This is a genomic window from Candidatus Ponderosibacter sp. Uisw_141_02, assembly GCF_048087665.1.
Lineage (GTDB): Bacteria > Pseudomonadota > Alphaproteobacteria > Puniceispirillales > Puniceispirillaceae > UBA3439.
The window spans coordinates 2,065,399-2,088,919 of the sequence record NZ_CP159807.1; the positions used below are offsets into that span (position 1 = coordinate 2,065,399).

21 protein-coding genes and 1 pseudogene are annotated in these 23,521 nt (G+C 48.9%); 11 read left to right on the forward strand and 11 right to left on the reverse strand.

Translation table 11 applies throughout. The features are described from left to right. Window positions 1-51 precede the first annotated feature (51 nt). Entirely contained in the window at window positions 52-1,164 is a 1,113-nt protein-coding gene (locus tag ABXT40_RS10185) for a serine/threonine protein kinase (protein WP_443645495.1), read from the reverse strand. Window positions 1,165-1,474: 310 nt separating this feature from the next. Here ABXT40_RS10185 and ABXT40_RS10190 point away from each other — a divergent pair, with 310 nt between their 5' ends. Together ABXT40_RS10190 and ABXT40_RS10195 are read left to right on the forward strand one after the other, a co-directional pair. After that, window positions 1,475-2,683, forward strand: a complete 1,209-nt coding sequence (locus ABXT40_RS10190) for an aminopeptidase P family protein (protein ID WP_443645496.1) — start codon at window positions 1,475-1,477, stop codon at window positions 2,681-2,683. A gap of 231 nt (window positions 2,684-2,914) precedes the next feature. Continuing rightward, window positions 2,915-3,385 (forward strand): SRPBCC family protein, encoded by a 471-nt coding sequence (locus tag ABXT40_RS10195; RefSeq protein WP_443645497.1) that lies wholly within the window; start codon window positions 2,915-2,917, stop codon window positions 3,383-3,385. Window positions 3,386-3,438: 53 nt separating this feature from the next. Here the strand turns inward: ABXT40_RS10195 and ABXT40_RS10200 are convergent, their stop codons facing one another. Continuing rightward, a complete protein-coding gene (locus ABXT40_RS10200) occupies window positions 3,439-4,641 on the reverse strand; it encodes an MFS transporter (protein ID WP_443645498.1) in 1,203 nt (400 codons plus the stop codon). A gap of 21 nt (window positions 4,642-4,662) precedes the next feature. Continuing rightward, entirely contained in the window at window positions 4,663-5,514 is an 852-nt protein-coding gene (locus ABXT40_RS10205) for an alpha/beta fold hydrolase (protein WP_443645499.1), read from the reverse strand. Between the two features lie 187 nt (window positions 5,515-5,701). On the opposite strand from ABXT40_RS10205, the gene ABXT40_RS10210 reads away from it, so the two are divergent. The 5 genes from ABXT40_RS10210 (at window position 5,702) to ABXT40_RS10230 (ending at window position 11,206) form a co-directional block, all read left to right on the forward strand. Further along, window positions 5,702-7,270, forward strand: a complete 1,569-nt coding sequence (locus ABXT40_RS10210) for an ABC transporter substrate-binding protein (RefSeq protein ID WP_443647008.1) — start codon at window positions 5,702-5,704, stop codon at window positions 7,268-7,270. A gap of 84 nt (window positions 7,271-7,354) precedes the next feature. After that, the gene (locus tag ABXT40_RS10215; protein ID WP_443645500.1) at window positions 7,355-8,329 is read left to right on the forward strand and encodes an ABC transporter permease; all 975 of its coding nucleotides are present in this window, start codon (window positions 7,355-7,357) and stop codon (window positions 8,327-8,329) included. Further along, the gene (locus tag ABXT40_RS10220; protein ID WP_443645501.1) at window positions 8,329-9,237 is read left to right on the forward strand and encodes an ABC transporter permease; all 909 of its coding nucleotides are present in this window, start codon (window positions 8,329-8,331) and stop codon (window positions 9,235-9,237) included. Before ABXT40_RS10215 ends, ABXT40_RS10220 begins: the two co-directional genes overlap by 1 nt. Window positions 9,238-9,245: 8 nt before the next feature. Continuing rightward, entirely contained in the window at window positions 9,246-10,220 is a 975-nt protein-coding gene (locus tag ABXT40_RS10225; RefSeq protein ID WP_443645502.1) for an ABC transporter ATP-binding protein, read from the forward strand. A 2-nt stretch (window positions 10,221-10,222) separates the two neighbouring features. Further along, on the forward strand, window positions 10,223-11,206 hold the full coding sequence (locus ABXT40_RS10230; protein ID WP_443645503.1) for an ABC transporter ATP-binding protein: 984 nt from the start codon (window positions 10,223-10,225) through the stop codon (window positions 11,204-11,206). 3 nt (window positions 11,207-11,209) lie between these two features. Here the strand turns inward: ABXT40_RS10230 and ABXT40_RS10235 are convergent, their stop codons facing one another. Further along, window positions 11,210-12,511 carry a Zn-dependent hydrolase gene (locus ABXT40_RS10235; RefSeq protein ID WP_443645504.1) on the reverse strand — a complete coding sequence of 434 codons (1,302 nt, stop codon included), beginning with the start codon at window positions 12,509-12,511 and terminating at the stop codon, window positions 11,210-11,212. Window positions 12,512-12,677: 166 nt separating this feature from the next. Here ABXT40_RS10235 and ABXT40_RS10240 point away from each other — a divergent pair, with 166 nt between their 5' ends. Further along, window positions 12,678-13,370, forward strand: a complete 693-nt coding sequence (locus ABXT40_RS10240; protein WP_443645505.1) for an amidohydrolase — start codon at window positions 12,678-12,680, stop codon at window positions 13,368-13,370. Further along, a complete protein-coding gene (locus ABXT40_RS10245; RefSeq protein WP_443645506.1) occupies window positions 13,327-13,860 on the forward strand; it encodes a M20/M25/M40 family metallo-hydrolase in 534 nt (177 codons plus the stop codon). Before ABXT40_RS10240 ends, ABXT40_RS10245 begins: the two co-directional genes overlap by 44 nt. A gap of 100 nt (window positions 13,861-13,960) precedes the next feature. Here the strand turns inward: ABXT40_RS10245 and ABXT40_RS10250 are convergent, their stop codons facing one another. The 4 genes from ABXT40_RS10250 to ABXT40_RS10265 form a co-directional block, all read right to left on the reverse strand. Continuing rightward, a complete protein-coding gene (locus ABXT40_RS10250; protein ID WP_443645507.1) occupies window positions 13,961-15,406 on the reverse strand; it encodes an amidohydrolase in 1,446 nt (481 codons plus the stop codon). A 211-nt stretch (window positions 15,407-15,617) separates the two neighbouring features. Then, entirely contained in the window at window positions 15,618-15,962 is a 345-nt protein-coding gene (locus ABXT40_RS10255; RefSeq protein WP_443645508.1) for a glycine cleavage T C-terminal barrel domain-containing protein, read from the reverse strand. 23 nt (window positions 15,963-15,985) lie between these two features. Beyond that, complete coding sequence (locus ABXT40_RS10260; RefSeq protein ID WP_443645509.1) at window positions 15,986-17,422, reverse strand: NAD-dependent succinate-semialdehyde dehydrogenase; 1,437 nt, start codon at window positions 17,420-17,422, stop codon at window positions 15,986-15,988. Between the two features lie 111 nt (window positions 17,423-17,533). Continuing rightward, window positions 17,534-18,442: a LysR family transcriptional regulator gene (locus tag ABXT40_RS10265; protein WP_443645510.1), complete on the reverse strand. Its 909-nt coding sequence runs from the start codon at window positions 18,440-18,442 to the stop codon at window positions 17,534-17,536. A 108-nt stretch (window positions 18,443-18,550) separates the two neighbouring features. Between ABXT40_RS10265 and ABXT40_RS10270 the strand changes: the two genes are divergently transcribed. Then, the gene (locus ABXT40_RS10270; RefSeq protein WP_443645511.1) at window positions 18,551-19,423 is read left to right on the forward strand and encodes a TauD/TfdA dioxygenase family protein; all 873 of its coding nucleotides are present in this window, start codon (window positions 18,551-18,553) and stop codon (window positions 19,421-19,423) included. A gap of 150 nt (window positions 19,424-19,573) precedes the next feature. Then, window positions 19,574-20,296 carry a TSUP family transporter gene (locus ABXT40_RS10275; protein ID WP_443645512.1) on the forward strand — a complete coding sequence of 241 codons (723 nt, stop codon included), beginning with the start codon at window positions 19,574-19,576 and terminating at the stop codon, window positions 20,294-20,296. Window positions 20,297-20,326: 30 nt separating this feature from the next. Here ABXT40_RS10275 and glnQ read toward each other — a convergent pair. From glnQ to ABXT40_RS10290, 3 genes and pseudogenes are all read right to left on the reverse strand, one after another. Beyond that, window positions 20,327-20,578: pseudogene (glnQ, locus tag ABXT40_RS10280) on the reverse strand (glutamine ABC transporter ATP-binding protein GlnQ); the annotation flags it as partial. 43 nt (window positions 20,579-20,621) lie between these two features. After that, entirely contained in the window at window positions 20,622-21,383 is a 762-nt protein-coding gene (gene yaaA, locus ABXT40_RS10285) for a peroxide stress protein YaaA (RefSeq protein ID WP_443645513.1), read from the reverse strand. A gap of 175 nt (window positions 21,384-21,558) precedes the next feature. Then, window positions 21,559-23,412 (reverse strand): ABCB family ABC transporter ATP-binding protein/permease, encoded by a 1,854-nt coding sequence (locus ABXT40_RS10290; RefSeq protein ID WP_443645514.1) that lies wholly within the window; start codon window positions 23,410-23,412, stop codon window positions 21,559-21,561. Window positions 23,413-23,521: the final 109 nt, after the last annotated feature.

Below are 23,521 nucleotides of genomic sequence, written 5' to 3' on the forward strand. Positions count from 1 at the left end.
ACCTCTGTCTAAGGGCACGCAGTTACTGATCTGTTAATTGCTTGGCAGCACCTATCCGGCCAGTTTTGGAAAATAATCCTCAAGACCACCTTCACGATAAACATCAGCCGTACAGCAATGCAACCCGCCACCAAAAGCATAGGCGTCCCGCAATTCGACCTCTATAACATTCATGCCAAGCTTGTCCATCTGTTCGGCTTGATAGACTTCTGACTTTTCAACACAAACCGTCTTTGGATCAAGCACCAGAACATTCATGCTAAGCCAAACTGACGAATAGCAAAGTGCAGGCGGCGCGTTATGCGCTGGCTGGGCTGCATCAACAATTTCCCAGCCATTGTCATTGAACATACGGCGCTGTTCTTCGGGCAGGCGGCGTTGTGGGTTATTCAGAATCAAACCCGGGCGAAGCGGGGTGAATGTTGCGTCAATATGGATCGGATAAGGATCGCCAGGAAAATTGACAGCATGAACACGGTGATCTGGAAAATGCCGCCGGATCCACTCAATGCCTTTTAGATTCGTAGTAAATCCATGCTGAACAACAAGGTCTTTGCCAAACCGCAAAACATCGGCCGCATCAAATAATGGCTCTTCTTCGGTCGTGACAAAGAATTTTTCAGCCGCCCATTGCAAGCGCTTTTCAACGCCAATTTTTTCCGACAAATAATCGGGATGATAATCAGAATCAGTCAAGCGTGGTTTTGGCGCGGCCTCATGGCGGAAATTCGGGTCTTCATTCCAATATTTCTGCATCAAGGGACGATAACAAAGATATTCAAACCACCGGCAACGATAAGACATGGTCGCTTCGAGAATTTCACTGCCAACCGTCAACAAAACATCGCGCGGCGGCATACAGCCAAACTGGCTTTCGGTTTGGAAATCGGGGGTGATGGCAGGAAGCGAGAAATCAATCGGCGTTGGGCGGTCAACCTCAATGCCACGTGATGCCAGCATGGAGGCAAAATTATCGAGCAATTCATTGGCACGATCAATGCTGTCTTGCGGGCGGCGACCCCATTGCCCACGCATGTCACTATCTTCAGGAACCTTCGCGTCCAAAGCTGGTTCTTCAGGCGGGATATGACAATCATCGGCACGCCCGACAATCACATGTTTTAGAGGATCCCATTCATTCCAGCTATTCACGATTGTTGACATATTTTTCTCCCAAACAACGCATCGCAGCGGTGCAATTCCACAAAATCATCAGCGTTGATACAACAATTTTGCGCAGTCCAAAACAATATATTATTGGGGTCAATCAGCAGCATCATATCCGGCCAGTGATCGCGGGAAAATGCGCAATCGAAAAAAACACTTGCCTCTTTTGAGATCGCGCGTGATACCATTCCCGAACAGGCATGAGCGATGGCGTCGCTCCAACCGTTTGCGCTTTCACGGTTGCGCCTTTTTTGAAAAAGTCCTGAACGCCGGGACCTTCTTTTGAACTCGTCAATGGAGGGTCTAAATGACTTTGCGACCAGACACATACCGTTTGCATAACGGTGAAAAAGCAACAGCCCAATTTTCCACAATTGAATATGAAACACGGCTTGCCGGTTTACGTGCCATCATGGCCGCTGCCGGTGTGAAAGCTGCGATTTTTACCTCGATGCATTCAATCGCCTATTATTCGGGGTTTCTTTACTGCGCCTTTGGCCGCCCTTATGGGCTGGTTGTGACCGCCACCGAAAATGTCACCATTTCCGCAGGCATTGACGCTGGACAGCCTTGGCGGCGATCCTTTGGTGACAATATCACCTATACCGACTGGCAACGCGATAATTTCTGGCGCGCCATTCGATCGGTTGCGGGCGAAAACAGCGCGATTGGCTATGAAGGCGATCACCTGACCCTTGACCAGCATGGTAAGCTTCTGGCGTTTCTGTCGCCAGCAAGCCAGACCGATTTATCACCCGCAATTATGCAGCAACGTATGCATAAATCTCCAGCCGAGTTGGCCTTGATCCGCGAAGGGGCGCGTATTGCCGATATTGGCGGCTATGCAATTCGTGATGCGGTCAAGCTTGGGCAGCGTGAAATTGATATTGCCATGGCCGGACGTGACGCGATGGAACTTGCCATTGCCGAGGCCTTTCCCGATGCCGAATATCGCGATAGCTGGGTTTGGTTTCAATCTGGGCTTAACACCGATGGTGCGCATAATCCAGTCACCAGCCGGAAATTGCAAAAAGGCGATATTCTATCACTCAACAGCTTTCCAATGATTTCGGGCTATTATACGGCGCTTGAACGAACCATGTTTGCAGGTTCAGTTGACCCAACAAGCCTTGGCATCTGGCAAGCTAATATCGCCGCCCATGAATATGGCATCAGCCTGCTAAAGCCCGGGATGCGGTGCAGCGAGGTAACGCATAAGATCAACGCATTTCTGGAAGACCGTGATCTGCTTCAATATCGCAGTTTCGGCTATGGTCATTCCTTCGGCATTCTGTCGCATTATTATGGCCGTGAAGCGGGGCTTGAGCTGCGTGAAGATGTTGATACGGTTCTTGAACCGGGGATGGTTGTATCGATGGAACCGATGCTTACCATTTCCCATGGGCAAGCTGGGGCTGGCGGCTATCGTGAACATGATATTTTGATCATCAATGATGATGGCAATGACAATATCACCGGCTATCCCTATGGGCCGGATTTCAATATTGTTGGCTAAATATTCTTAATCTAGTTTGTCAAAAATCGCACCGAGCCTGCTTGCCGCAGGTTTGGTGCCTATGACATGATTTTAAGAATTGTGCCGGCCGTCCCGCTTTGTCCTTGCTTGCCAAAAGACCTGTCCGCAAGGGGTGGTTTGTCAGTTTCTTTGTTGAAGTCGCCATTTAGTCGGCCTATATCTTAGCGTGACAATGCGTGTCAACGTCGATCATCGCAAAGGATATTTATGATGGAAATCGCTGACGAGATTACGATCCCTGCCCCTCGCGCCGAGGTCTATGCGGCGTTGAATGATATCGCAATCCTCAAAGCCTGTATTCCGGGATGCGAATCACTTGAGCGCGAGTCTGATACCAAACTTGTGGCCAAGGTCACTTTGAAAATTGGGCCGGTAAAAGCCAAATTCAACGGCACGGTCATGCTTGATCAATCCAAGGCACCGGATGGATTTAGCCTGTCCGGCGAAGGCGAAGGCGGCCTTGCCGGTTTTGCCAAGGGCGGCGCTGATGTCACTTTGACCGAAGATGGCGAAACCACCATTCTGCGTTATGAGGCAAAGGCGGAAACCGGCGGCAAAATTGCCCAGCTTGGTGGCCGCCTGATTACCAGCACGGCCAAAAAACTGTCCAAGAATTTCTTTGAGAAATTCGAAAAAGTCATGATTGGTGAAATTGAAATCGAACGCGGCGACGCGCGTTAGCCGTCACGCCAACGCCAAAAACACCACTTACGCGCAATTGCTTGTTTGGCGGGTTAGGCTTTCCAGCGCGCCAATGGCAATTTGACAAGAACCAGCATGGCCAGCAAAAGGCCGGGCAGCATCACCATCAAAATGGCATCCTCAATTGGCGTTAAATCACCAAGAAACCCAATCAGAATACCGCCAAGGGTCAGGCTGCCAAAGGAAACGCTTGACCACCAGGTCATAACGCGGGCGCGGTAATCTTCTTCTACCTTTAGCTGGATCAATGTTTGCGCGCCAATGCCGACAACCGTGGCGGTAAAGCCAGTTAGGACGAAAATCAAACTCATCGGAATGATCATGCTTGTTAGATTTAGACAGGCCGTTCCGATAATGCCAATGGCCAGCATTGGCCACAGGCAACGCTGGATAAAATCTGGTGACAATTTGCCAAGCCCGATCCAGCCTGACGCCAACAATGCGCCAACACCAGCAGCGGCCGTAGCTGTCGCCAAGGCCTGACTTTCACCGCCAAGAATCTGGCCAATGATCGCCGGCTGAATTTCCAAAACACCACGAACCAGAAAGCTGTTCAACGCCACCATACATAGAGCGGTAAAAATAAGGGGGGTTTGCAAAGCCACCTTGCCGCCGTCCCGCATTTTTTGAAAAAACCGGTCGGCATTCGGCTTTGCCTTAGCGCGCGGTTCAAGCGGCAATAATGCCAAAGCCACGATCAGCGGCGCATAGAGAATAACCGCAATCCCGAATGTCGTTGCCAAGCCGAGAAGCACAATAGCAAAGCCAGACAGCCCCGGGCCAACAACGCGCGACATATTCCATGACACTGAATTCAATCCAATGGCACTGGCAAGATAGGGGCGCGGCACCACAATCGAGATAAACACCAGCCGGATTGGGTGATGAACGGCGCTAAGCACGCCAAGGGCAAGCGATGTTGCAATCAAACTATGCAGATTATGCATGTCAAAATATTGCAAGGCAAAGATCACGAAACTGATAAGCATCATCAGAATTTTTGTAAGCAGAAAGGCGCGCCGCATATCCCAGCTTTCGGCATAAACAGCAATAAATGGCCCGATGATGCCAACCGGTGCCATCAAGGCAATCGACACAAAACTTGTCCAGAAAGTGGACTCGGTAATCTGCCAGGTCAGCCAGCCAAGACCCACCTTTTGAATCCATGTACCAAGCAGTGACAATGTGTTTGTCAAAAAATAAATGACAAATGGCCGTAACGTAAAAGCGTTCATCTATATTACCGTAAGAGCCTTTTATCCTGCCAAAACTTTATCAAGAAACGCTTCGATAGCGGCGTTGAAACTGGCAGCATCTTCACAATAGGGCGCATGACCGACATCTGCCAGCAACCAATGATGCGCTTGCGGCAAACCCACTTTTAACGCAGCGGCGGCAGCCGGTTTTACCACCACATCATCGCCGCCTGTAAAAATGGCGACTGGCGCGGTGATTTTATCAAGAAATGGGCTTGTATCGAGATATTGCATCGCAAAGCCGCCACAACGGATACCCTCAACGCGGATTTCACCAGCGACAGCCGCCAGAAACGCCATGATTTGCGGATCAATCTTCCCCGACAGCATCTTGCCAACCCGAAGCGCGCCATAAGACGCATCATCCATCACTTCGCGCTGCTGGATTCGCTCCTGCACCGCCGCCCCAAGCGGCGAGCCAACCGGCTGCGCCCGTCCTTTGTGCGTGCAGGACAGAATGATCGCTTGGCATATGTCTGGATGGGTTGCGCCCAAAACCTGCGCCAGCATACCGCCCATTGAATGACCAATAATAACGACTTTACCGGTGACAAGGCTGGCAATCAGTGCGGCAACCCCATCCGCGATTGCAACCATACCGCCGTCAACAGATTGCGACTCACCAAAACCGGGGGCATCAATGGCAATGACCGTCTGACTGGTAAAATGGGCAAATTGGCAAGCCCAACTCTTGCTGCTGCCATTAAATCCATGCAGAAATACTAAGGCAGGACGTCCATTGTTTTCAATCTGTGGTTGATTGATTCGGTATGAAGTGATTGTACCACTTGTATGATTCCGAAAGTTAGATAATGGCGGCAAGAAGTCTATGAGCTGTTGATACTTGTTCATGTAAAATTTTACATCCAAATTTAAATAGATATTGCGATTCATATGTAGACAAATTCGTAGCCTTATAACAGAGTATTCTATGGAAGAGCATGATTGCGCTCTAAAAAATTTGCTAAATGGGAGATGCAAAATGAATAAAGGTTTGATTGCGGCGCTGGTCGCGGTTCTCTTGGGCGGGGTTGCATTTATGCTTACTCATGAGCCTGACAAAGCTGAGAAAGACACAGTGGTCTCTGAAGCTGCGGAACTTCGTGTTGGTTTAAAGTCCGAACCAAGTTCTATCGATCCTCATTATCATAACCTTGGTCCAAACAACGGGTTTGCAACTCATATCTTTGGGACCTTGGTTGGAAGTGATGAAAATCAGCAGCACTACGCTGACCTTGCCGTTTCTTGGAAACCCATCAATGACACAACCTGGGAGTTCAAACTTCGTAAAGGCGTAAAATGGCATGATGGCAGTGCATTCAGCGCTGATGATGTAATGTTCACCGTTGAGCGAGCTCAAAATGTACCAAATTCACCTTCAAGCTTCGTAACTTACTTGAAGGGTAAAACCTTCAAAAAGATTGACAGCCACACGATCCACGTTGTCACTGCGAAACCCTACCCTTTGATGCCAAATGACCTCAGCACTGTTAAAATAATTTCTGCAAAGGCTGGTAAAGACGCAAGCACTGAAGATTACAATAGCGGTAAAGCAACAGTCGGAACTGGCCCATACAAATTTATTGAGTGGGTGCCTGGGGACCGTATAGTGCTAGAACGTAACGAAGCTTATCATGGCACTAAGGCCGCATTTGAAAAGGTGACTTTCAAGCCGATCAAGGCAGGGCCAGCACGTATCTCGGCTCTCCTAGCTGGAGATGTTGACTTTATTGACAATGTGCCGCCATTGGATGTTGCTCGCTTAAAGAGTGATAAGAATATTCAGTTGAGTAGCGGACCATCAAACCGCGTTATCTACCTACACATGGACCAGTTTAGGGAAAACTCTCCGCACATCACCGCAAAAGACGGTAGCCCAATCAAAAACCCGCTAATGGATGTAAGGGTTCGTAAAGCAATTTCTTTGTCAATTAACCGTGATGCAATCGTTTCGCGTGTTATGGAAGGGATTGCCGTAAAAGCTGGACAGCTCTTGCCAGCTGGTTTCCATGGTGTGTCTGAAAATATGAAGCCAGACCCATACGATACTGAAACAGCTAAAAAGCTCATGGCCGAAGCGGGCTATCCTGATGGGTTTAAAATGACCATTCACGGGCCAAATGACAGATACATTAATGATGCAAAAATTGCTGAAGCACTTGCACAAATGTTGAATAATGTCGGTATTGAAGCGAGCGTAGAAACTATGCCCAAGGCTGTTTATTTCAAGCGTGCATCGCGCGGCGGACCAAACAAATCACCTGAATTCAGCTTCATGCTGCTTGGGTGGGGCGCTGGTTCTGGTGAGGCATCATCACCGCTAAAAGCTCTTTTGCACACATACGATAAGTCAAAAGGTTTAGGTGCTGCTAACCGTGGCCGTCACTCCGATGCTGAAGTTGACAAACTTGTCAAACAAGCCCTTGCAACCGTCGATGCTGATGCACGCGGAGCACTTCTCGCCAAAGCCACTGAAAAGGCAGTTGGTGAGAACTACGGTGTCATCCCGATGCACTACCAAGTTAATACTTGGGCCGCAAAGGCTGGTTATAAGTACTTGCCGCGTACTGACGAGCGCACCATAGTAACTGGCCTCTCTGGTAGCTAAAGTAAAATTCAAAAAATTGAATGCCTCACATTGTGCTGAAGAACAATACAATGTGAGGCGTAGTTTTTTTTCAAGGTTAAAGTAATGACAGCTTTCATTCTCCGACGGTCACTTCAGAGCATTGTTGTGCTGCTCGTTATGTCATTAATCGTCTTTGTCGGCGTAAATCTTGTTGGCGATCCGGTTGATATGTTAATCAACCCAGAGGCGGATCAAGCAGAAATTGATCGGGTCATTCGCGATCTTGGCCTTGACCGGCCTGTTTCAGAGCAATATTGGTATTTTGTTGTAAATGCCTTCCAAGGAGACCTTGGACGTTCATTTATATTTGGTGAGCCCGCGCTGAAATTGATAATTCAACGCATGCCGGCAACTATGGAACTGGCTTTAGTCTCACTTCTAATGGCCGTTGTTTTTGGCATCCCGCTAGGAATTTATGCTGGGCTCAAACCGAACAGTAAAGTTAGCAAAACGATAATGGCTGGATCCATATTAGGATTTTCAATGCCAACTTTCTGGGTTGGAATTATATTGATTATGTTTTTCTCCGTAAACCTGGGTTGGCTTCCATCAACTGGGCGCGGAGAAGTTGCAACATACCTTGGCGTGACAAGTTCAATTTTTACGCTTGACGGGCTTTCCCATATATTTTTGCCTGCGTTCAATTTAGCTTTGTTCAAACTTTCATCTGTTATCCGTCTAGCCCGTGCTGGAACTCGTGAAGTTATCCTTCAAGACTACATTAAATTTGCGCGCGCAAAGGGTTTAGCCGAGTCCCGAGTGGTTCGGATTCATCTTTTAAAAAATATAATGATCCCCGTCATAACGATAATAGGTCTCGAGTTTGGGTCGCTAATAGCATTTTCAACTGTAACGGAAACAGTTTTTGCATGGCCAGGAATGGGCAAGCTTATCATCGACTCAATCTACAACCTAGATCGGCCAGTCGTTGTGGCCTATCTCATGATCATCGTGGTGATTTTTGTCATGCTGAATCTAATCGTTGATATTCTGTATTCAGTTCTTGATCCACGCGTAAGAATAAGAGGGGTTAGCTAATGAGTGCGCCTGCAAACAAACAAAGCTACGACCTTCCCGCCGCAGGTCTCAGAAAATTCTGGTTAGATTTCTCCGAAAGCCCAACCGCCGTAATTGCTTTATTTGTTTTTCTAATAATATTGTTTATCGCTATATTTGCCCCTTGGGTTTCACCGTCGAACCCCTATGATTTGACTAGCGTAGACATAATGAATAGCCGGCTGCCGCCGGGTTCAGAGGATTTTTCAGGGAATTTTTATATACTTGGAACAGATGGGGCAGGCAGAGATATGCTATCCGCTATCTTTTACGGCCTTCGAGTAAGTTTAGGAGTTGGTGCACTTTCAGGTCTAGTTGCTCTTATTCTTGGTGCCTCGGTAGGCTTATCTGCTGCATATTTTGGCGGCAGGTTTGAAACAATTATGATGCGCATAGTTGATATTCAGCTGAGCTTTCCATCGATTTTAATGGCGCTAATTATTCTAGCCGCTTTTGGAAAGGGTGTTGAGAAAACAATCATCGCATTAATATTAGTGCAGTGGGCTTATTACGCCCGAGCTGCACGCGCCAGCGCCTTGGTCGAAAAGAACAAGGAATACGTTGAGGCTGCAAAATGTCTTGCATTGGGTGATAAGAGGATAATATTAAGCCATATCGCGCCCAATTGCATGGCTCCACTGATTGTTGTTGGCACGCTGCAAACTGCACACGCTATTTCTCTCGAGGCAACTCTGAGTTTTCTCGGCCTTGGACTTCCAATTACAGAGCCATCTCTAGGACTCCTAATTGGAAACGGCTTTGAGTACATGTATTCAGGTGATTTTTGGATAAGTATTTTCCCCGGTATTGCATTGTTGATTACTATTGTTTCAATTAATTTAGTGGGGGACCAACTGCGCGACATGTTTAACCCTCGCCTGCAAAAGTGAGGCAAGCATTGGAACCAATATTAAAGATTAATAATCTACAAACACATTTTTTTACCAAGGCAGGAATTTTAAAAGCTGTAGACGGTGTAAGCTTTGAAATCGCCGCAGGCGAAATTGTTGGGCTTGTTGGCGAGTCCGGTTCAGGGAAGTCAATAACTGGTTTTTCTGTGATGGGTTTAGTTGATCCACCTGGAAAAATTATTGATGGGAACATTAATTTCAAAGGAAAAGATTTGAGCGCCCTCTCAAATGATCAGATGCAGAATATTCGTGGCAATCGGATTGCCATGATCTTCCAAGACCCAATGATGACGCTAAACCCTGTTCTGCGGATTGAAACGCAGATGATAGAAGCTATTCAGGCTCATGATGGTAGCATTAGTCGCGAGGATGCGCGAATTCGATCACGCGACACACTTGGACTTGTCGGCATTTCTTCACCAGATGAAAGGCTTCGCGCCTACCCTCACCAATTTTCTGGAGGCATGCGTCAACGTGTTTCGATTGCCATTGCGATGTTAAACCGACCCGATTTGATTATTGCTGACGAACCAACAACAGCCCTAGATGTTACTATTCAGGGCCAGGTCATCAGTGAAATGCAAAAATTATGTCGCGAAACACAGACAGCTTTGCTATGGATTACCCATGACTTAGCTGTTGTCGCAGGCATCGCAGATCGCGTGTGCGTTATGTATGCTGGTCAAATAGTTGAACAAGGTTTTGTTGCTGACATAATTGCAAATCCAATACATCCCTATACTCAAGGTTTGATGGGAAGCGTACCAAGCCAAAATCAACGTGGCAAACCATTGCAACAAATTGACGGTATGGTGCCTTCAATGCTCAACCTTCCAGTGGGGTGTGCTTTCCAAAATCGTTGTAATTACGCAAATGAAAAATGCTCCAATATGCAGCCAGACATCACACAAGTAGCAGATGGCAGACAAGTCCGTTGCTTTAATATTCCAGTGGGGCAATAGTTATGGAGCCCATTTTAAAAGTACAAAACCTCTCAAAAGATTTCATTAAGTCGTTGGACCTTGTAGCTAAAGGTTTGAATCGTATTGGACAAAATTACAAAGAGGAAGTTGTTCACGCTGTCGATGATGTGAATTTTTCAATTTTCAAAGGCGAGATCGTTGGCGTAGTGGGGGAGTCAGGCTGTGGAAAGTCGACACTTGGGCGTATGGTTGCTGGAATTTTACCCCCTTCAACAGGATCTGTTAAATTCGACTCAAGCCAGGCTAGTAATAAAGAAATACCTAGCGCACTCAGAACACAGATGATTTTTCAAGATCCGTTCTCCTCATTGAATCCCCGAAAACGGGTAGTCGATATTATCACTGAAGCGCCGATTTATCACAAACTAATTCCTCCATCAGAAAAGCGCGCCTTTGCCACTGAAATGCTGCAACGGGTCGGGCTTGATCCAGATACGCTTGAACGATACCCACATCAATTTTCTGGCGGGCAACGGCAACGTGTTGGTATTGCACGGGCGCTTGCCGTTTCGCCTGAATTTCTGGTTTGTGATGAATCGATTGCCGCGCTTGATGTATCGATTCAGGCGCAGATCATTAATCTTTTTGTTGATTTGAAAGATAAATTTGATCTGACCTATCTCTTTATCAGCCATGATATCGGCGTGATCGAGCATATCTCAGATCGGGTGATCGTCATGTATCTTGGACGGATTGTCGAAACGGCGCCGATTGAAACCTTTATCAAACAACCAAACCATCCCTATACTCAAGCTCTTCTTGCAGGGGTACCACGGCTTGAGGTTGGCAAACGTCAATATGAGCCGATTAGCGGGGAAATACCATCACCGCTATCACCGCCAACAGGTTGCCATTTCCATCCAAGATGTAAGTTTGCAACGGCGCGCTGCAAAGCCGAAAAACCGGCATTACGCGAAATTGCACCAGCGCATTTTTCCGCCTGTCATTTGAATGATGAAGTCTAATTACTATTGCTGAACCACCGCTTGTAACGGCTTTCCAGCAAGCGCCAGAACACAGCTTGTCAGAACCCATGCGCCTTTGGCGATGGCTTCATTGCTGGTAAATTCCTCAGGACAATGGCTTAGCCCGTCACGGCACGGAATAAAGATGATGGCCGCCGGTGCAAAACGTGACAGATGCGCCGTATCATGACCGGCACCGCTTGCCAGCTTTATCGCCGATAACCCATTGACCGCCGCCGCATCACTAAGATTTTGCATCAGGCCGCTATCCATTGGCGCAATATCAGCGGCGGCAAGTGGCGTCAAATCAACAGCGCAATGGCGCCGTGTCGCGCTATCACGACAAATGGTTTCAAATGCCGCCAGAAAAGCGCTTTTCGCACGGGCGCTTGCCGACCGCATATCAAGCGTCATTTCAACCTGGCCAGGAACAATTGCCGCTCCATTTGGAAAAACCTCAATCTTGCCAATCGTTGCCACAAAATGCTGGTTTTCATCGCGGGCGATATCGCTTGCCAAGCCATTTATCGCCTGAATGATATCGGCCGCCGCGACAAGCGCATCCTGCCGATCATCCATCGGCGTTGTGCCGCTGTGACCAGCTTGGCCCTTTACCGAAATACCATACCGGTAAATCCCCGGAATCGCGGTTACAATTCCGATATCGTGGCCTTGTGTTTCCAAAAGTTTCGCCTGTTCGATATGAAGCTCTAAACAGGCCAGAATCTGATCAGCATCGGATCGCACTGTATCACAGCCAAGATTGGTGCCGCCAATACGAATAATTTCACTTGCAAGCTGGCGGCCATCAGCATCAACCCGACCCAAGATTTCAGGCGTCAAAAGCCCCGCCATATGACGGCTGCCAAGACAAGATGTGCCCCAGACATTTAATTCTTCACCAAGATAATCGACAATTTCCAGATCAAAAGGCAGTTCGATCTGATGTTCATTAAGATAATGCACCACCTCAAGCGCGGCAATAACACCGGCAATGCCATCGAACCGGCCACCGGCAGGCACTGTATCAATATGTGATCCGATCAAAACTTTTGCCCGGCCGGCCAAGTCTCCATCCACCGGTTCTAAATTAGCGGTTCGGGCACCAATCAAATTGCCCCCGGAATCGATATGACAAACAAGCCCAGCCGCCACAAAAGCATCGGTAAGCCAGTCTCGCGCAGCGTCAAATTCGGGGCTGAAAACAAGCCGCGTATAGGAACGATCCGCTTCGGTAAAGCTGGCAAGCTTGTCAATAGCGGCGGCAATTCGCGCTGTTTGCGCTGTGGCTGGACTGACTTTCATTGAAACCACCATCTGCTGTTTGACTGCAATCAAAATCAGCGTAGAGTTTAATTTAGGATTTTCAACCGGCCCATGATTATTAAGAGCCATGTTTGGTCTTCAGCATTCGCTTTCGGCAAGGATGACATAATTTTCTGACCACGGACAGCGTATTTAGGAGCTTAAAATGCAACTGGTAAAAGCATTGGTATCGGCGCATGACGAGTTAGCCTCTTGGCGACAACATCTTCATCAAAATCCGGAAATTGCCTATGAAGAAAAAGACACATCCGACTTTGTTGCAGCCAAGCTTGAAAGCTTTGGTGTTGAGGTTCATCGCGGGTTTGGCGGTACCGGCCTGGTTGGGGTGATTAAAGGCAATCTGGGCGAGCCTGAGAGCGGCAAAGCGATTGGCCTTCGCGCCGATATGGATGCCTTGCCTATGTCTGAAGAAACCAACCTTGCCTATGCCTCACAACGCCCCGGCCGCATGCATGCTTGTGGTCATGATGGCCATACGACCATGCTTCTTGCAGCCGCACGGCATCTTGCCAAAACGCGGGATTTTCATGGCACCATCTATTGTATTTTCCAACCCGCCGAAGAAGGCGGCAATGCTGGCGCCCGATCAATGATCAAAGATGGTCTGTTTGAAAAATTCCATATGGATTCAGTTTGGGGCATGCATAACTGGCCCGGGCTAGAGGTTGGTCGTGCGGTTGCCCATTGCGGCGCGGCTATGGCCGGTGCTGATATTTTTGTTCTGACGATTGATGGCAAAGGCGGTCATGCCGCCATGCCGCATTTGACAAAAGATCCGGTGGCAGACGGCCGGCATGTGTATTCTGGCGCTGCAAACCCTAATCTCGCGCCAGCTTGACCCGTTTGATCAGGCGGTGATTTCGCTTACCAAGCTTGAAGCCGGAAGTGCGTTTAATGTGATTGCGGCAACGGCAAGTATTGGCGGCACTTTGCGAACGATGAATGCCGACACACGCTTGCGGATGATCGCCGAAATTGAAGCCACCGCAAAAAATGCCGCTGCAACATTGGGATGTGATGTTTCAATGGAATTGCGCCCGGGCTATCCACCAACCTTGAACCATGAGAGCGATGCGTTATTTGCGCGTGATATCATCACTGAAATGCTTGGCGCGGATGGGCTGGAAACCAGCATGACACCAGTCATGGGTGCCGAGGATTTTTCCTTTATGCTAGAGAAAAAACCAGGCGCTTACATCTGGCTTGGGGCGGGATTACAATCCGAGAATCTGCACAGCCCGCATTTTGATTTCAACGATGATCTATTGCCAATCGGTGCCAGTTTCTGGGTTCAGCTTGCCCAATCAAAATTGGCTCAGTCAACATAATCTCAATCAACCAACCGGCTGCCCAAATTTACGAATAGAACTGGCGTTTCGGCGCAAAGGCAAAGACGCCAGCCCTTTTGGGGCGGGCGCGGTCTATTATTTACTGGCCAATTGCCCTTGCCGCCTTTTCGGGCTTGGCAATGATTGGCGGGCTAACCTCTTTTGGAATGGGGCATTGATACGGCGTTTTCGCCTGCCGGTCATTATGAACAGCGCGCGCCGCCTCAAGCGTATCTGGCGATTGAATCAAGGCGCTGGCCGTTGCCGCCATCACTTTTGCTGCATGGATCATGCCCTTATGCGCCGCCGGTGCCTTTCCTTGGGCAACGGTTTGCCATGTATGAAATGGCGTGCCAACCGCGCAGGTGGCAACACGCGCCTGAACCGTTGGCACAACCCAGCTCACATCGCCAACATCGGTTGACCCCTCCCCGCCATTGCTTGTCCGGTCAAGTGGCGCAACAAAATCGCAAAGCGGTAGGTCGGCCGGCGTTTCCCGACCGACACGTTGAAAGCTGGCCGCGATATCATCCTTGGTCAAAGTCTGGCGAATTTCATTCGCAAAACCCAAATCATCAGCGTCAAACGGTACCGGCCCAAGCTTGTCAAATTCACGCTGCATCATTTCTTCAATCGGGCGGTTGCCAACCAGATTAGAAACCCCTGAATAGACTTTCACCTCAACCTCGGTTCCAGTCATCAAGGCCGCGCCATCGGCAATGCTGCGAACGCGTGCAACAAGGTCGCGCAAGGTTGGCAGATCAGCTGCCCGCACAAGCTGGCGAACCGTTGCCTTTGCCTGAACAACATTTGGCGCAACCCCGCCAGCATCAAGATAGGCATAATGCACCCGCGCTGAGTCGGGCATATGCTCACGAAGATAATTCACCCCGATATTCATCAGCTCGCAGGCATCAAGCGCACTTCGGCCAAGATGCGGGGCCGCCGCCGCGTGCGCCGCCTTGCCATGAAAGGTGAAATCAATTCGCGAATTGGCAAGTGAATGGCCATGCTGAACAGCGTTAAAGGTGGAAGGGTGCCAAGAAATCGCAGCATCAACATCATCAAACAATCCATCGCGCGCCATATACGCTTTGGCCGCACCGCCTTCTTCAGCGGGACAACCATAATAACGCACCCGTGCCGCAATGCCGTTTTCGGCAAGCCAGTCCTTGACCGCTGTTGCCGCCAAAAGCGACGCTGCCCCTAATAGATTATGGCCACATCCATGCCCATTGCCGCCCACTTCAATCGGGCTATGTTCGGCAACGCCCGGTGCCTGACTAAGCTGGGGAAGTGCGTCAAATTCACCAAGAATGGCAATCACCGGCCCTTCGGTTCCAGCCTCGCCCATAACCGCTGTTGGCATGCCGCAAATGCCTTCGGTAACAGTAAATCCCTCGGCTTTGAGCGCCGCCACATGTTCGGCAACCGATGCAAATTCATTGTAAAGCGTTTCGGGTGTTTCAAAAACCCGATCAGATAACGCAATAAATTCAGCTCTTTTGGCATCCACCAATTTCCAAATTTGTTCTTCATTTAACATGTTCAACTCGTTTCTTCCCAAAAGGACTACCCCAATCAAATGGTGGAAAACCACAATTCTATAAATGAATGGTAAATCCAAAATGAGGCTTTACACAAATGCAAAACAAACATGAATTATAGAAATTTTTAGCGGTAGCGCGCGATGCAAAGACGGGCGCAAAGACGGGCGTCAAGACGCGAACAAAGATGGGATCAAAGGCGGGGATAAATTAGCCGCGCATAAGCGCGCCATTCGGATCATAAACCGCTTCGCCTAGAATTTTGGCATCATAAAATAGCCCCAGAATTTCCACCTGTAATTTTGTCCCCGCGCCAGCATAGGCGGATTTCACATAGCCCATTGCCATTGACTGGCCAACCCGATGCGCATAGCCGCCAGATGATACATAGCCAACGGCCTGTCCATCTTTCAAAATGGCTTCATCATTCGAGACATCAATCGCATCAACATCAATCACCATTGTGACAAGCCGCTGATCCGGCCCATCTTTTCGCGCTTTTAATGTTGCCGCTTTACCAATGAAATCTTTATTCCAATTGATAAAGGCGTCCATGATCATCCAGCTTGGGCATCACTCTAATTATAGATTTCGCTTGAATATTTGGTTGCCAGAAATGCGTCCAAACCTTCAATGCCGCCTTCATAGCCATAGCCACTAAATTTCAATCCACCAAAGGGCGTTTCAACCGAATGAACATGAAGCGAATTGACCGCTAGCATACCGGTTTCAATTTCCGATTTTAAAATTCGTACCGTCTTTGGGCTGTTCGTAAAGGCATAGGCAGCAAGGCCGAATGGCAAGCTGTTGGCACGCTCAATCACCTCATCAAGACTATAGAAACTTGTCGTTGGCGCGATCGGGCCAAAAGGCTCTTCGGTCATGATGCGCGCAGTTTCAGGAACATTGCCAAGAAGCGTTGGCTGATAGAATGACCCCGGGCTTTGCATGCGGCCGCCGCCAACCAATAGCTCGGCACCTTTTGACACGGCGTCGGCAACAAACCCGTCCATGATGTCGATCCGGCGTTCGGCAACAAGCGGGCCCATACTGACACCAGCATCAAGCCCATTGCCCGGGTTGACCGCCTCGACATGTTTTTTGAACGCCGCCAGAAATTCATCATGCACCGCCGCATCAACAAAAAAGCGGGTTGGTGAAATACAGACCTGACCGGCATTGCGGAATTTCCCCACCGCGCATAGCTGCGCCGCGGCGTCGATATCGGCATCTTTAAACACCATCACCGGCGAATGGCCGCCAAGCTCCATCGTACAGCGGATCATATTCTTGGCAGCAAGCTGCTGAAGATGAATGCCAACAGGCACACTGCCGGTAAAGCTAAGCTTGCGCGGGATTGTCGATCCAAGAAGATGCTCGGATACATCTGATGGCACGCCAAAGACAATATTCAGCACACCCGCTGGCAAGCCTGCATCAACCAAAGCCGCCCCAATCGCAATCGCGGTCGCTGGCGTTTCTTCGCTTGGTTTAATCGTGATCGAACAGCCCGCAGCCAAGGCACCAGCAACTTTGCGCATCACATTTGTTGCTGGAAAATTCCAGGCGACAAAGGCCAGAGCTGGCCCAACCGGTACTTTGCGCGCCTCATGCTGCATGCCCGGAAAGCGTGATGGAATAATCCGCCCATAGATGCGTTTGCCTTCTTCGCCATACCAGCGCAAAAGATCAATCGCGACCTGCATTTCAATTTTTGCCTCGGCAAGCGGCTTGCCCATTTCACGCGTCAGATTGGCGCTATTGACCTCAAACCGGTCTTCGAGAAGACGCGCCGCTTTTTCCAGAATGGCTTGCCGGCTAAGCGGTGTCATTGCCCGCCAGTGATTGAAACCATCACGGCTGCTGTCGAGGGCGCGATCAAGATCTACTGGGCTGGCATGCGGTACCTGCCCGATTTCACTGCCATCAGCCGGACAAATAACCGGCTCGCTTTTGCCCGTACTTCCAGAAACCCATTCACCTGCGATTAGCATTTTCAATTCTGGGTAGGACATCGGTTAGTCTCCATTTCGCACTATAACGATAAACCTAGTATGGATGGCAATTCGCCGTGCTTCAATCACAAAGACGACAGGGCTGACAATATTTGGCAAATGAGGGTTGCCCTACTGGTGATAATCTTGATTTTGCTGACGCAACCCCTCTTCGGCTGCCTCAATAAACATCGATGCCAAGGTTGTTCGGGGCCGGTCAGCGGGAAATATGAAAGCAAACTCATAGTGAATTGTGGGTTCCAATTGTCGCACAACAACATTACCGCCACTATTCGATTTTGCCGTGAATGGATCAGCAATTGCAATGCCGATTCCGTCTTCGACGAATTCATTCACTGCAACAGCCGTTGTTTCAAATTGCGGTTTATAATCAATTCCCGCTGTTGCAAAAAGCTGGTCAATTCGCATCCGGCCAATCGTGCCTTGCGGCAAGCCAACAAAGGCCTCACCGGCAAGATCCGACAGGCTTATCTTTTGCTGCTTGGCCAATTTATGCGACTTATGCAGAACGCAGACACCCGGAAAACGGCCAATGTGAACCATATGTTCGCTTGGATAGGTAAAGGGCAATGCCACCGCGCATAGGTCAAATTGCTGACCCTCGATGCGCCGTTCTAATTCGCCACGACTGACGACTTCGATATTGACCGAAACACACGCCGCTTTTTCCTTGAAAATGCGCAATGCTTTTGGCATCAGGCCACGCGCCAATGTCGCCGAGGTCAAGACTCGCAGATGCCCGTCTGAAACCCGCCGAATTTGATTTGCCTTGCGCACAAATCGATTCAGCGCTTCGGCTGCCGAATCCGCCTCGGCCAATAGCAATTTTCCTTCAGCAGTTAATCTTAATCGGCGCTTGCTTCGATCAAACAGGCTGATGCCAAGCTGGCTTTCAAGCGATGCGATATGACGGCTCATCGCTGATTGGTCAACGCCAAGAATTTTAGCTGCATCGGTCATGCTGCCAGCGCCGGCGATGACACGGAATGTCTCGATCCAGCGAAAAGGAGGTTGCTTCATTTGTCTACCTATGTAGTTTTTGCATAGTTATAAGGTTATTTTTCATTTTTTTTCATCATTTATTTCACCTAATCTATTTTTTCTTGAATGAATTAAACTGAGGTAACGATGAACGCGAATGACAGTTTTGACGTGATCCCATCAGGCGCCGCGCTTGGCGCTGATATTGTTGGTCTGGATTTAACGCAGGAAATTGATGGTGCTGTTTTTGACCGCATGCTTGACGCATGGGACAAGCATCTGGTTCTGCGCTTTCGCAATCAGGACTTAACCGAAGATCAATTTGTGCGGTTTTCACGCTATTTTGGCGGCCTTGACAAGGCGCCAACACGGCCAGTTAACGGAAGCTACCATCCAACACGCGAAGAAATTGCGGTGGTTTCGAATATTGTCCAAGGCGGTGTTCCGATTGGCGGGCTTGGCAATTCGGAATTGGTTTGGCATCAGGACATGACCTATAAGGAGTTACCACCTAAGGCCAGCATTCTGTACGGGCTGACAACCCCAGCCACGGGCGGTGATACGCATTTTTACAATCTCAATCGCGCCTATGAAACTTTGCCTGATGCCTTGCGTGAAAAAATCAAAGACCGATCATGCAAGCATGATGCAACGCGCAATTCAGCAGGACAGTTGCGGGCAGGGTTTGATAAAAATTATGACAATGAAAGCCGCCCGGGTGCGGTTCACCCGCTGGTGATCAAACATCATGCCACCGGCAAAGAATCGCTTTATATCGGACGCCGCCCCAATGCATGGATTGTCGGGCTATCGGATGAAGAAAGCGACCAGCTTTTGGATGATATTTGGCAGCATATCGAAAATGGGCCGCATCATTGGGCACAGCAATGGCAACCAAAGGATATTGTGATTTGGGATAATCGTTATACGCTTCATATGCGAGGTGATCTTGATCCAGCCCAAGACCGGCTTATGCACCGAACGCAAATCAAAGATGAAAGTGCCCCTGCCGCTGCCTGACCAAATGCAAATGCCGCAATGATCAAAATCCAATGATTCCTGCGGCACTTGCCATAAACGCCTTTTATTCCTTCTGGCCGGTAGAACTGAACGATCCTGCCAGCTTTCTTGCCGCGATCTTTAATCTAAGGCGTATTTGATTTGGAACTAATGGATATTTTTCTGGTTTGCCTGATTGCCTTTGTTACCGCAGGCATCACGGGCATTACCGGTGTTGCGGGCGGGCTTTTACCAGCGGTTTTCCTTACGCCAATTATTGGCATCACCTCGGTCATGCCGGTCTTGGCGATCATGCTTTTATTTGGCAGCGTGTCGCGCGCCTGGATCAATCGTGCCAGTTTTCATCGCGATGCATTTTGCCGCATTGCAATTCCAGCGGTACCTATGGTTGTGCTTGGCGGCATTTTTTATGCCCAACTCGAACCAAAGATGATTGCCTTGATGCTGGGAAGCGTTGTTCTGGCATCCATTCCTATTCGACGCATCGCCAAATCATATGAAATCAAAACATCGCGAGGTATGTTGAGTGGGGTTGGCGGCGTTTTCGGATTTCTGGCCGGATCATCAACTGGCCCGGGGCTGCTGCTTGTTCCCTTTATGCTTGGTTATGGATTATCGCGGACCAGCTTTGTTGCCACGCTTGCGGTGATTGCTGCGCTGACCCATGTTGCACGCGCTGCCACATTCGGCAGCATCGGCCTGATCGGGCAGGAGGTTTTGATCCTTGGGCTGATTGGTGGTGCAGCAACAATACCAGGCAATATGCTTGGCAAAGTAATACTCAAGAAAATGACCAACCATAAACATGAAATCTTGGTCGATTTGATGGCGTTTGGTGGCGGGGTTAATTTCCTTTATCTAGCCTTGGCCTGATGGCCAGAAAGCCAAAGACGGGAAACCACTTTAATGCACAAGAACCTGCTTTAGAAAATTTTGGGTTCGGGCATTTTCTGGAGCTTCGAAAAATTGTTTTGGATCATTTTCCTCGATAATCTGACCCTGATCCATAAAGATCACTCGATCGGCAATTTTGCGGGCAAACCCCATCTCATGCGTGACGCAAACCATCGTCATACCATCGGCGGCAAGCGCCTCGATTGTATCCAGAACCTCAGAAATCATTTCTGGATCAAGCGCCGAAGCCGGCTCATCAAACCACCGATTAGCATTAATGGTAATGCAAGAGGTCCGCGGCCTATCAAGCTGCCGCGTCGCGCATAAATACCAGTTGATTGGCATCCGATTGATCAGGTTGATAGCAGTAGCCACCAGCAGCAAATTCCTTGAGATCATCTTTGGCTTTCAATCTATTTTGAACAACAAAACGCGCCATCGCACCTCGCGCTTTTTTGGCATAAAAGCTAACGATTTTTGCTTTACCATTTTTCTGTTCCAAAAAGACCGGAGTCACAACAGGCAGGGTAAGACTGACAAGATCAACCGCGCCAAAATATTCTTTCGACGCGCAATTCAGCAATAGATCAGAACCGGTGGCAGCCGCTTGCGCGCTAAGCGCCTCGGCAATTTTTGTCCCCCAATAGTGGTAAAGCGATTTGCCGCGCTTTGTGGCGAGCTGGCTTCCCATTTCCAGACGGTAAGGCTCGATCGCATCAAGTGGCCGCAACACCCCATAGAGACCCGACAGCACGCGCAAATGGTTTTGCGCCCATGCCATTTCATCTGACCCAAGGCTTGACGCCTCCAGCCCCAAATAAGTATCACCAGCGAAGGCAAGTGCCGCCGGTTTTTTATCCTGTGATCCGAAATGGGCAAATCGGTCGGCATTCAGCTTGGCCAGATTTTCACTAATCCCCATCAGGGATTGAAGCTTATCAAGACTAAGATTTTGCATGATATCGGCCAGCTCATTGGCCTCATCACCAAAAATAGGCTGGGTTGGCACGACATCTTCGGATGGTTGCATGTTCAATTTTTTGGCAGGCGAGATTACAACCAGCATAGATATGTTCCTTCATTCCAAGGATAATTTAAAAAACTTTTATGAACATTCAGCGCCGATGAGCTTTATATTCAGTTCCATGATAGGAAATTAGTGCCGGAAATTCCAGAGCGATCTCAGACGCATGTTCCCGCACCGATAGGCCGAGCAAAATGCCACATCACTTATCTTAACATTAAGTAAGGCTTTTCAATTTCTGTTCAACCTCTTGAAAGGCTTGCTGGCGGTTCCACATTTTCTGATATAGACCATTTTGTGCCAACAAATTCTGATGCGTACCGCGCTCGGCAATCTGCCCCTTGTCCAAAACAATAATTTCATCCGCCGTTACGATTGTTGACAGGCGATGCGCAATGATAACAGCGGTTCGATCTTTTAGAACAAGGTCCAATGCTTGATTGATATCCTGTTCGGTTTTTGTATCAAGCGATGAAGTGGCCTCGTCCAAAATCAGAATTGGTGGGGCTTTTAAAATCGCCCTTGCAATGGCAACCCGTTGTTTTTCACCGCCAGATAGTTTCAACCCGCGTTCGCCAACTTCAGTTTCAAGCCCGCGTGGCAGCGACTGGATAAAACCATCAATCTTGGCACCCACTGCCGCGTTCCAAACCGCTTTCTTGCCAGCATCCAAACACCCGTAATGAATGTTATAGCCAATCGTATCATTAAACAGAACGGTGTCTTGCGGCACCACGCCAATGGCGGCGCGAAGGCTTGTTGCCTTGACCGATCGGATATCCTGCCCATCAATGGAAATGCTGCCGGCGGTGACATCATAAAACCGGCATAGCAATCGCGAAATGGTCGATTTGCCGGCCCCTGATTGCCCGACAATGGCAACGGTTTTTCCAGCTGGCACATCAAAGCTGATCCCTCGCAAAATTTGCCGGTCATCCGCATAATGAAAATGCACATTATCAAACCGGATCACCCCTGACGGCACGGTTAAATCACGTGCATTCGGCGAATCAATAATCTCGGCAGGCGTTTCCAGTAAACCAAAAAGAACCTCAATATCGGTGAGCGATTGCCGAATTTCACGATAGACGCCGCCAATAAAGGCAAGCGGCTGCGACAGCTGGATCAAAAACAGATGAATCAAGACAAAATCACCAATCGTCTGTTCACCGCGAACAACCGCATTTGCCGACAATAGCATTGAGGCCATCATGCCAAGCGAGAAAATTGCAGCTTGTCCGAAATTCAGCCAGCCAAGCGAGGTTGATGTTTTGATTCCAGATTTTTCATATTGTGCAATTGCTTGATCAAACCGCGCCAATTCGATTTTTTCATTGGTGAAATATTTGACTGTTTCATAATTCAGTAGTGAGTCAACCGCGCGCGTATTCGCCTCGGTATCGGATCGGTTCATTTCACGGCGAATAATGGTTCGCCAATTGCTGGTTTTCACCGTAAAGACGCTATAGCTAATGACGGTGATCGCAATCACCAAAACATAGGCCGCGCCAAAATTATAAAAGAAAATCCCCGCATAAAGGGCAAATTCAAAAATCACCGGCAAGGTTGATAAAACCGTGTAGCGAACAACGCTTTCAATGCCCTTGGTGCCACGTTCGATCACGCGTGACAGGCCACCAGTGCGCCGCTGCAAATGAAACCGCAATGATAATTGGTGCATATGGCTAAAGGCTTGAAGCGCAAGCTGGCGAACGGCATGCTGGCTGACACGGGCAAATAACGCATCGCGAAGCTGGTTAAAGGCAATGCTTAGAATACGCGCCGCAACAAACCCCAGAATGAGCATCAGGGGGGTAAGCAAAAACAACGGCAAAAAAGGTAAATCAAGCGCATTACCAGCGAGGCTGTCAGTGACATATTTGAAAAAGAAAGGCACCGTGGCTGTGACTAATTTGGCAGCAATCAGCAGCAGCACCGCAACAAACACCAGACGTTTGAGGCTCGGCCGGTCATGCGGCCAGATATAGGGCCATAGCTTTACAACAGTCCCAATGACCGGTTTTTCGCCCATCTGACTTTGGGGGGATGTTGTTTCAGGTTTGTGATTCATCAAAATATTTCACATACAAGTTTCAAAAAAGGGTGATATTCACCAAACGGCGAAACCATGTCTATAGCCTAGCATAGCAATGGATCGCGCAATAACGCCAAACGCCAAA

Coding starts and splice junctions, on each gene's coding strand:
- ABXT40_RS10195 (WP_443645497.1), top strand. CDS start 2,915: ATGGAAATCGCTGACGAGATTACGATCCCTGCCCCTCGCGCCGAGGTC.
- ABXT40_RS10290 (WP_443645514.1), bottom strand. CDS start 23,412: ATGAATCACAAACCTGAAACAACATCCCCCCAAAGTCAGATGGGCGAA.
- ABXT40_RS10260 (WP_443645509.1), bottom strand. CDS start 17,422: ATGTCCTACCCAGAATTGAAAATGCTAATCGCAGGTGAATGGGTTTCT.
- ABXT40_RS10200 (WP_443645498.1), bottom strand. CDS start 4,641: ATGAACGCTTTTACGTTACGGCCATTTGTCATTTATTTTTTGACAAAC.
- ABXT40_RS10240 (WP_443645505.1), top strand. CDS start 12,678: ATGCAACTGGTAAAAGCATTGGTATCGGCGCATGACGAGTTAGCCTCT.
- ABXT40_RS10185 (WP_443645495.1), bottom strand. CDS start 1,164: ATGTCAACAATCGTGAATAGCTGGAATGAATGGGATCCTCTAAAACAT.
- ABXT40_RS10250 (WP_443645507.1), bottom strand. CDS start 15,406: ATGTTAAATGAAGAACAAATTTGGAAATTGGTGGATGCCAAAAGAGCT.
- yaaA (WP_443645513.1), bottom strand. CDS start 21,383: ATGCTGGTTGTAATCTCGCCTGCCAAAAAATTGAACATGCAACCATCC.
- ABXT40_RS10245 (WP_443645506.1), top strand. CDS start 13,327: ATGTGTATTCTGGCGCTGCAAACCCTAATCTCGCGCCAGCTTGACCCG.
- ABXT40_RS10205 (WP_443645499.1), bottom strand. CDS start 5,514: ATGAACAAGTATCAACAGCTCATAGACTTCTTGCCGCCATTATCTAAC.
- ABXT40_RS10220 (WP_443645501.1), top strand. CDS start 8,329: ATGAGTGCGCCTGCAAACAAACAAAGCTACGACCTTCCCGCCGCAGGT.
- ABXT40_RS10265 (WP_443645510.1), bottom strand. CDS start 18,442: ATGAAGCAACCTCCTTTTCGCTGGATCGAGACATTCCGTGTCATCGCC.
- ABXT40_RS10270 (WP_443645511.1), top strand. CDS start 18,551: ATGAACGCGAATGACAGTTTTGACGTGATCCCATCAGGCGCCGCGCTT.
- ABXT40_RS10230 (WP_443645503.1), top strand. CDS start 10,223: ATGGAGCCCATTTTAAAAGTACAAAACCTCTCAAAAGATTTCATTAAG.
- ABXT40_RS10255 (WP_443645508.1), bottom strand. CDS start 15,962: ATGGACGCCTTTATCAATTGGAATAAAGATTTCATTGGTAAAGCGGCA.
- ABXT40_RS10190 (WP_443645496.1), top strand. CDS start 1,475: ATGACTTTGCGACCAGACACATACCGTTTGCATAACGGTGAAAAAGCA.
- ABXT40_RS10235 (WP_443645504.1), bottom strand. CDS start 12,511: ATGAAAGTCAGTCCAGCCACAGCGCAAACAGCGCGAATTGCCGCCGCT.
- ABXT40_RS10215 (WP_443645500.1), top strand. CDS start 7,355: ATGACAGCTTTCATTCTCCGACGGTCACTTCAGAGCATTGTTGTGCTG.
- ABXT40_RS10210 (WP_443647008.1), top strand. CDS start 5,702: ATGCTTACTCATGAGCCTGACAAAGCTGAGAAAGACACAGTGGTCTCT.
- ABXT40_RS10275 (WP_443645512.1), top strand. CDS start 19,574: ATGGATATTTTTCTGGTTTGCCTGATTGCCTTTGTTACCGCAGGCATC.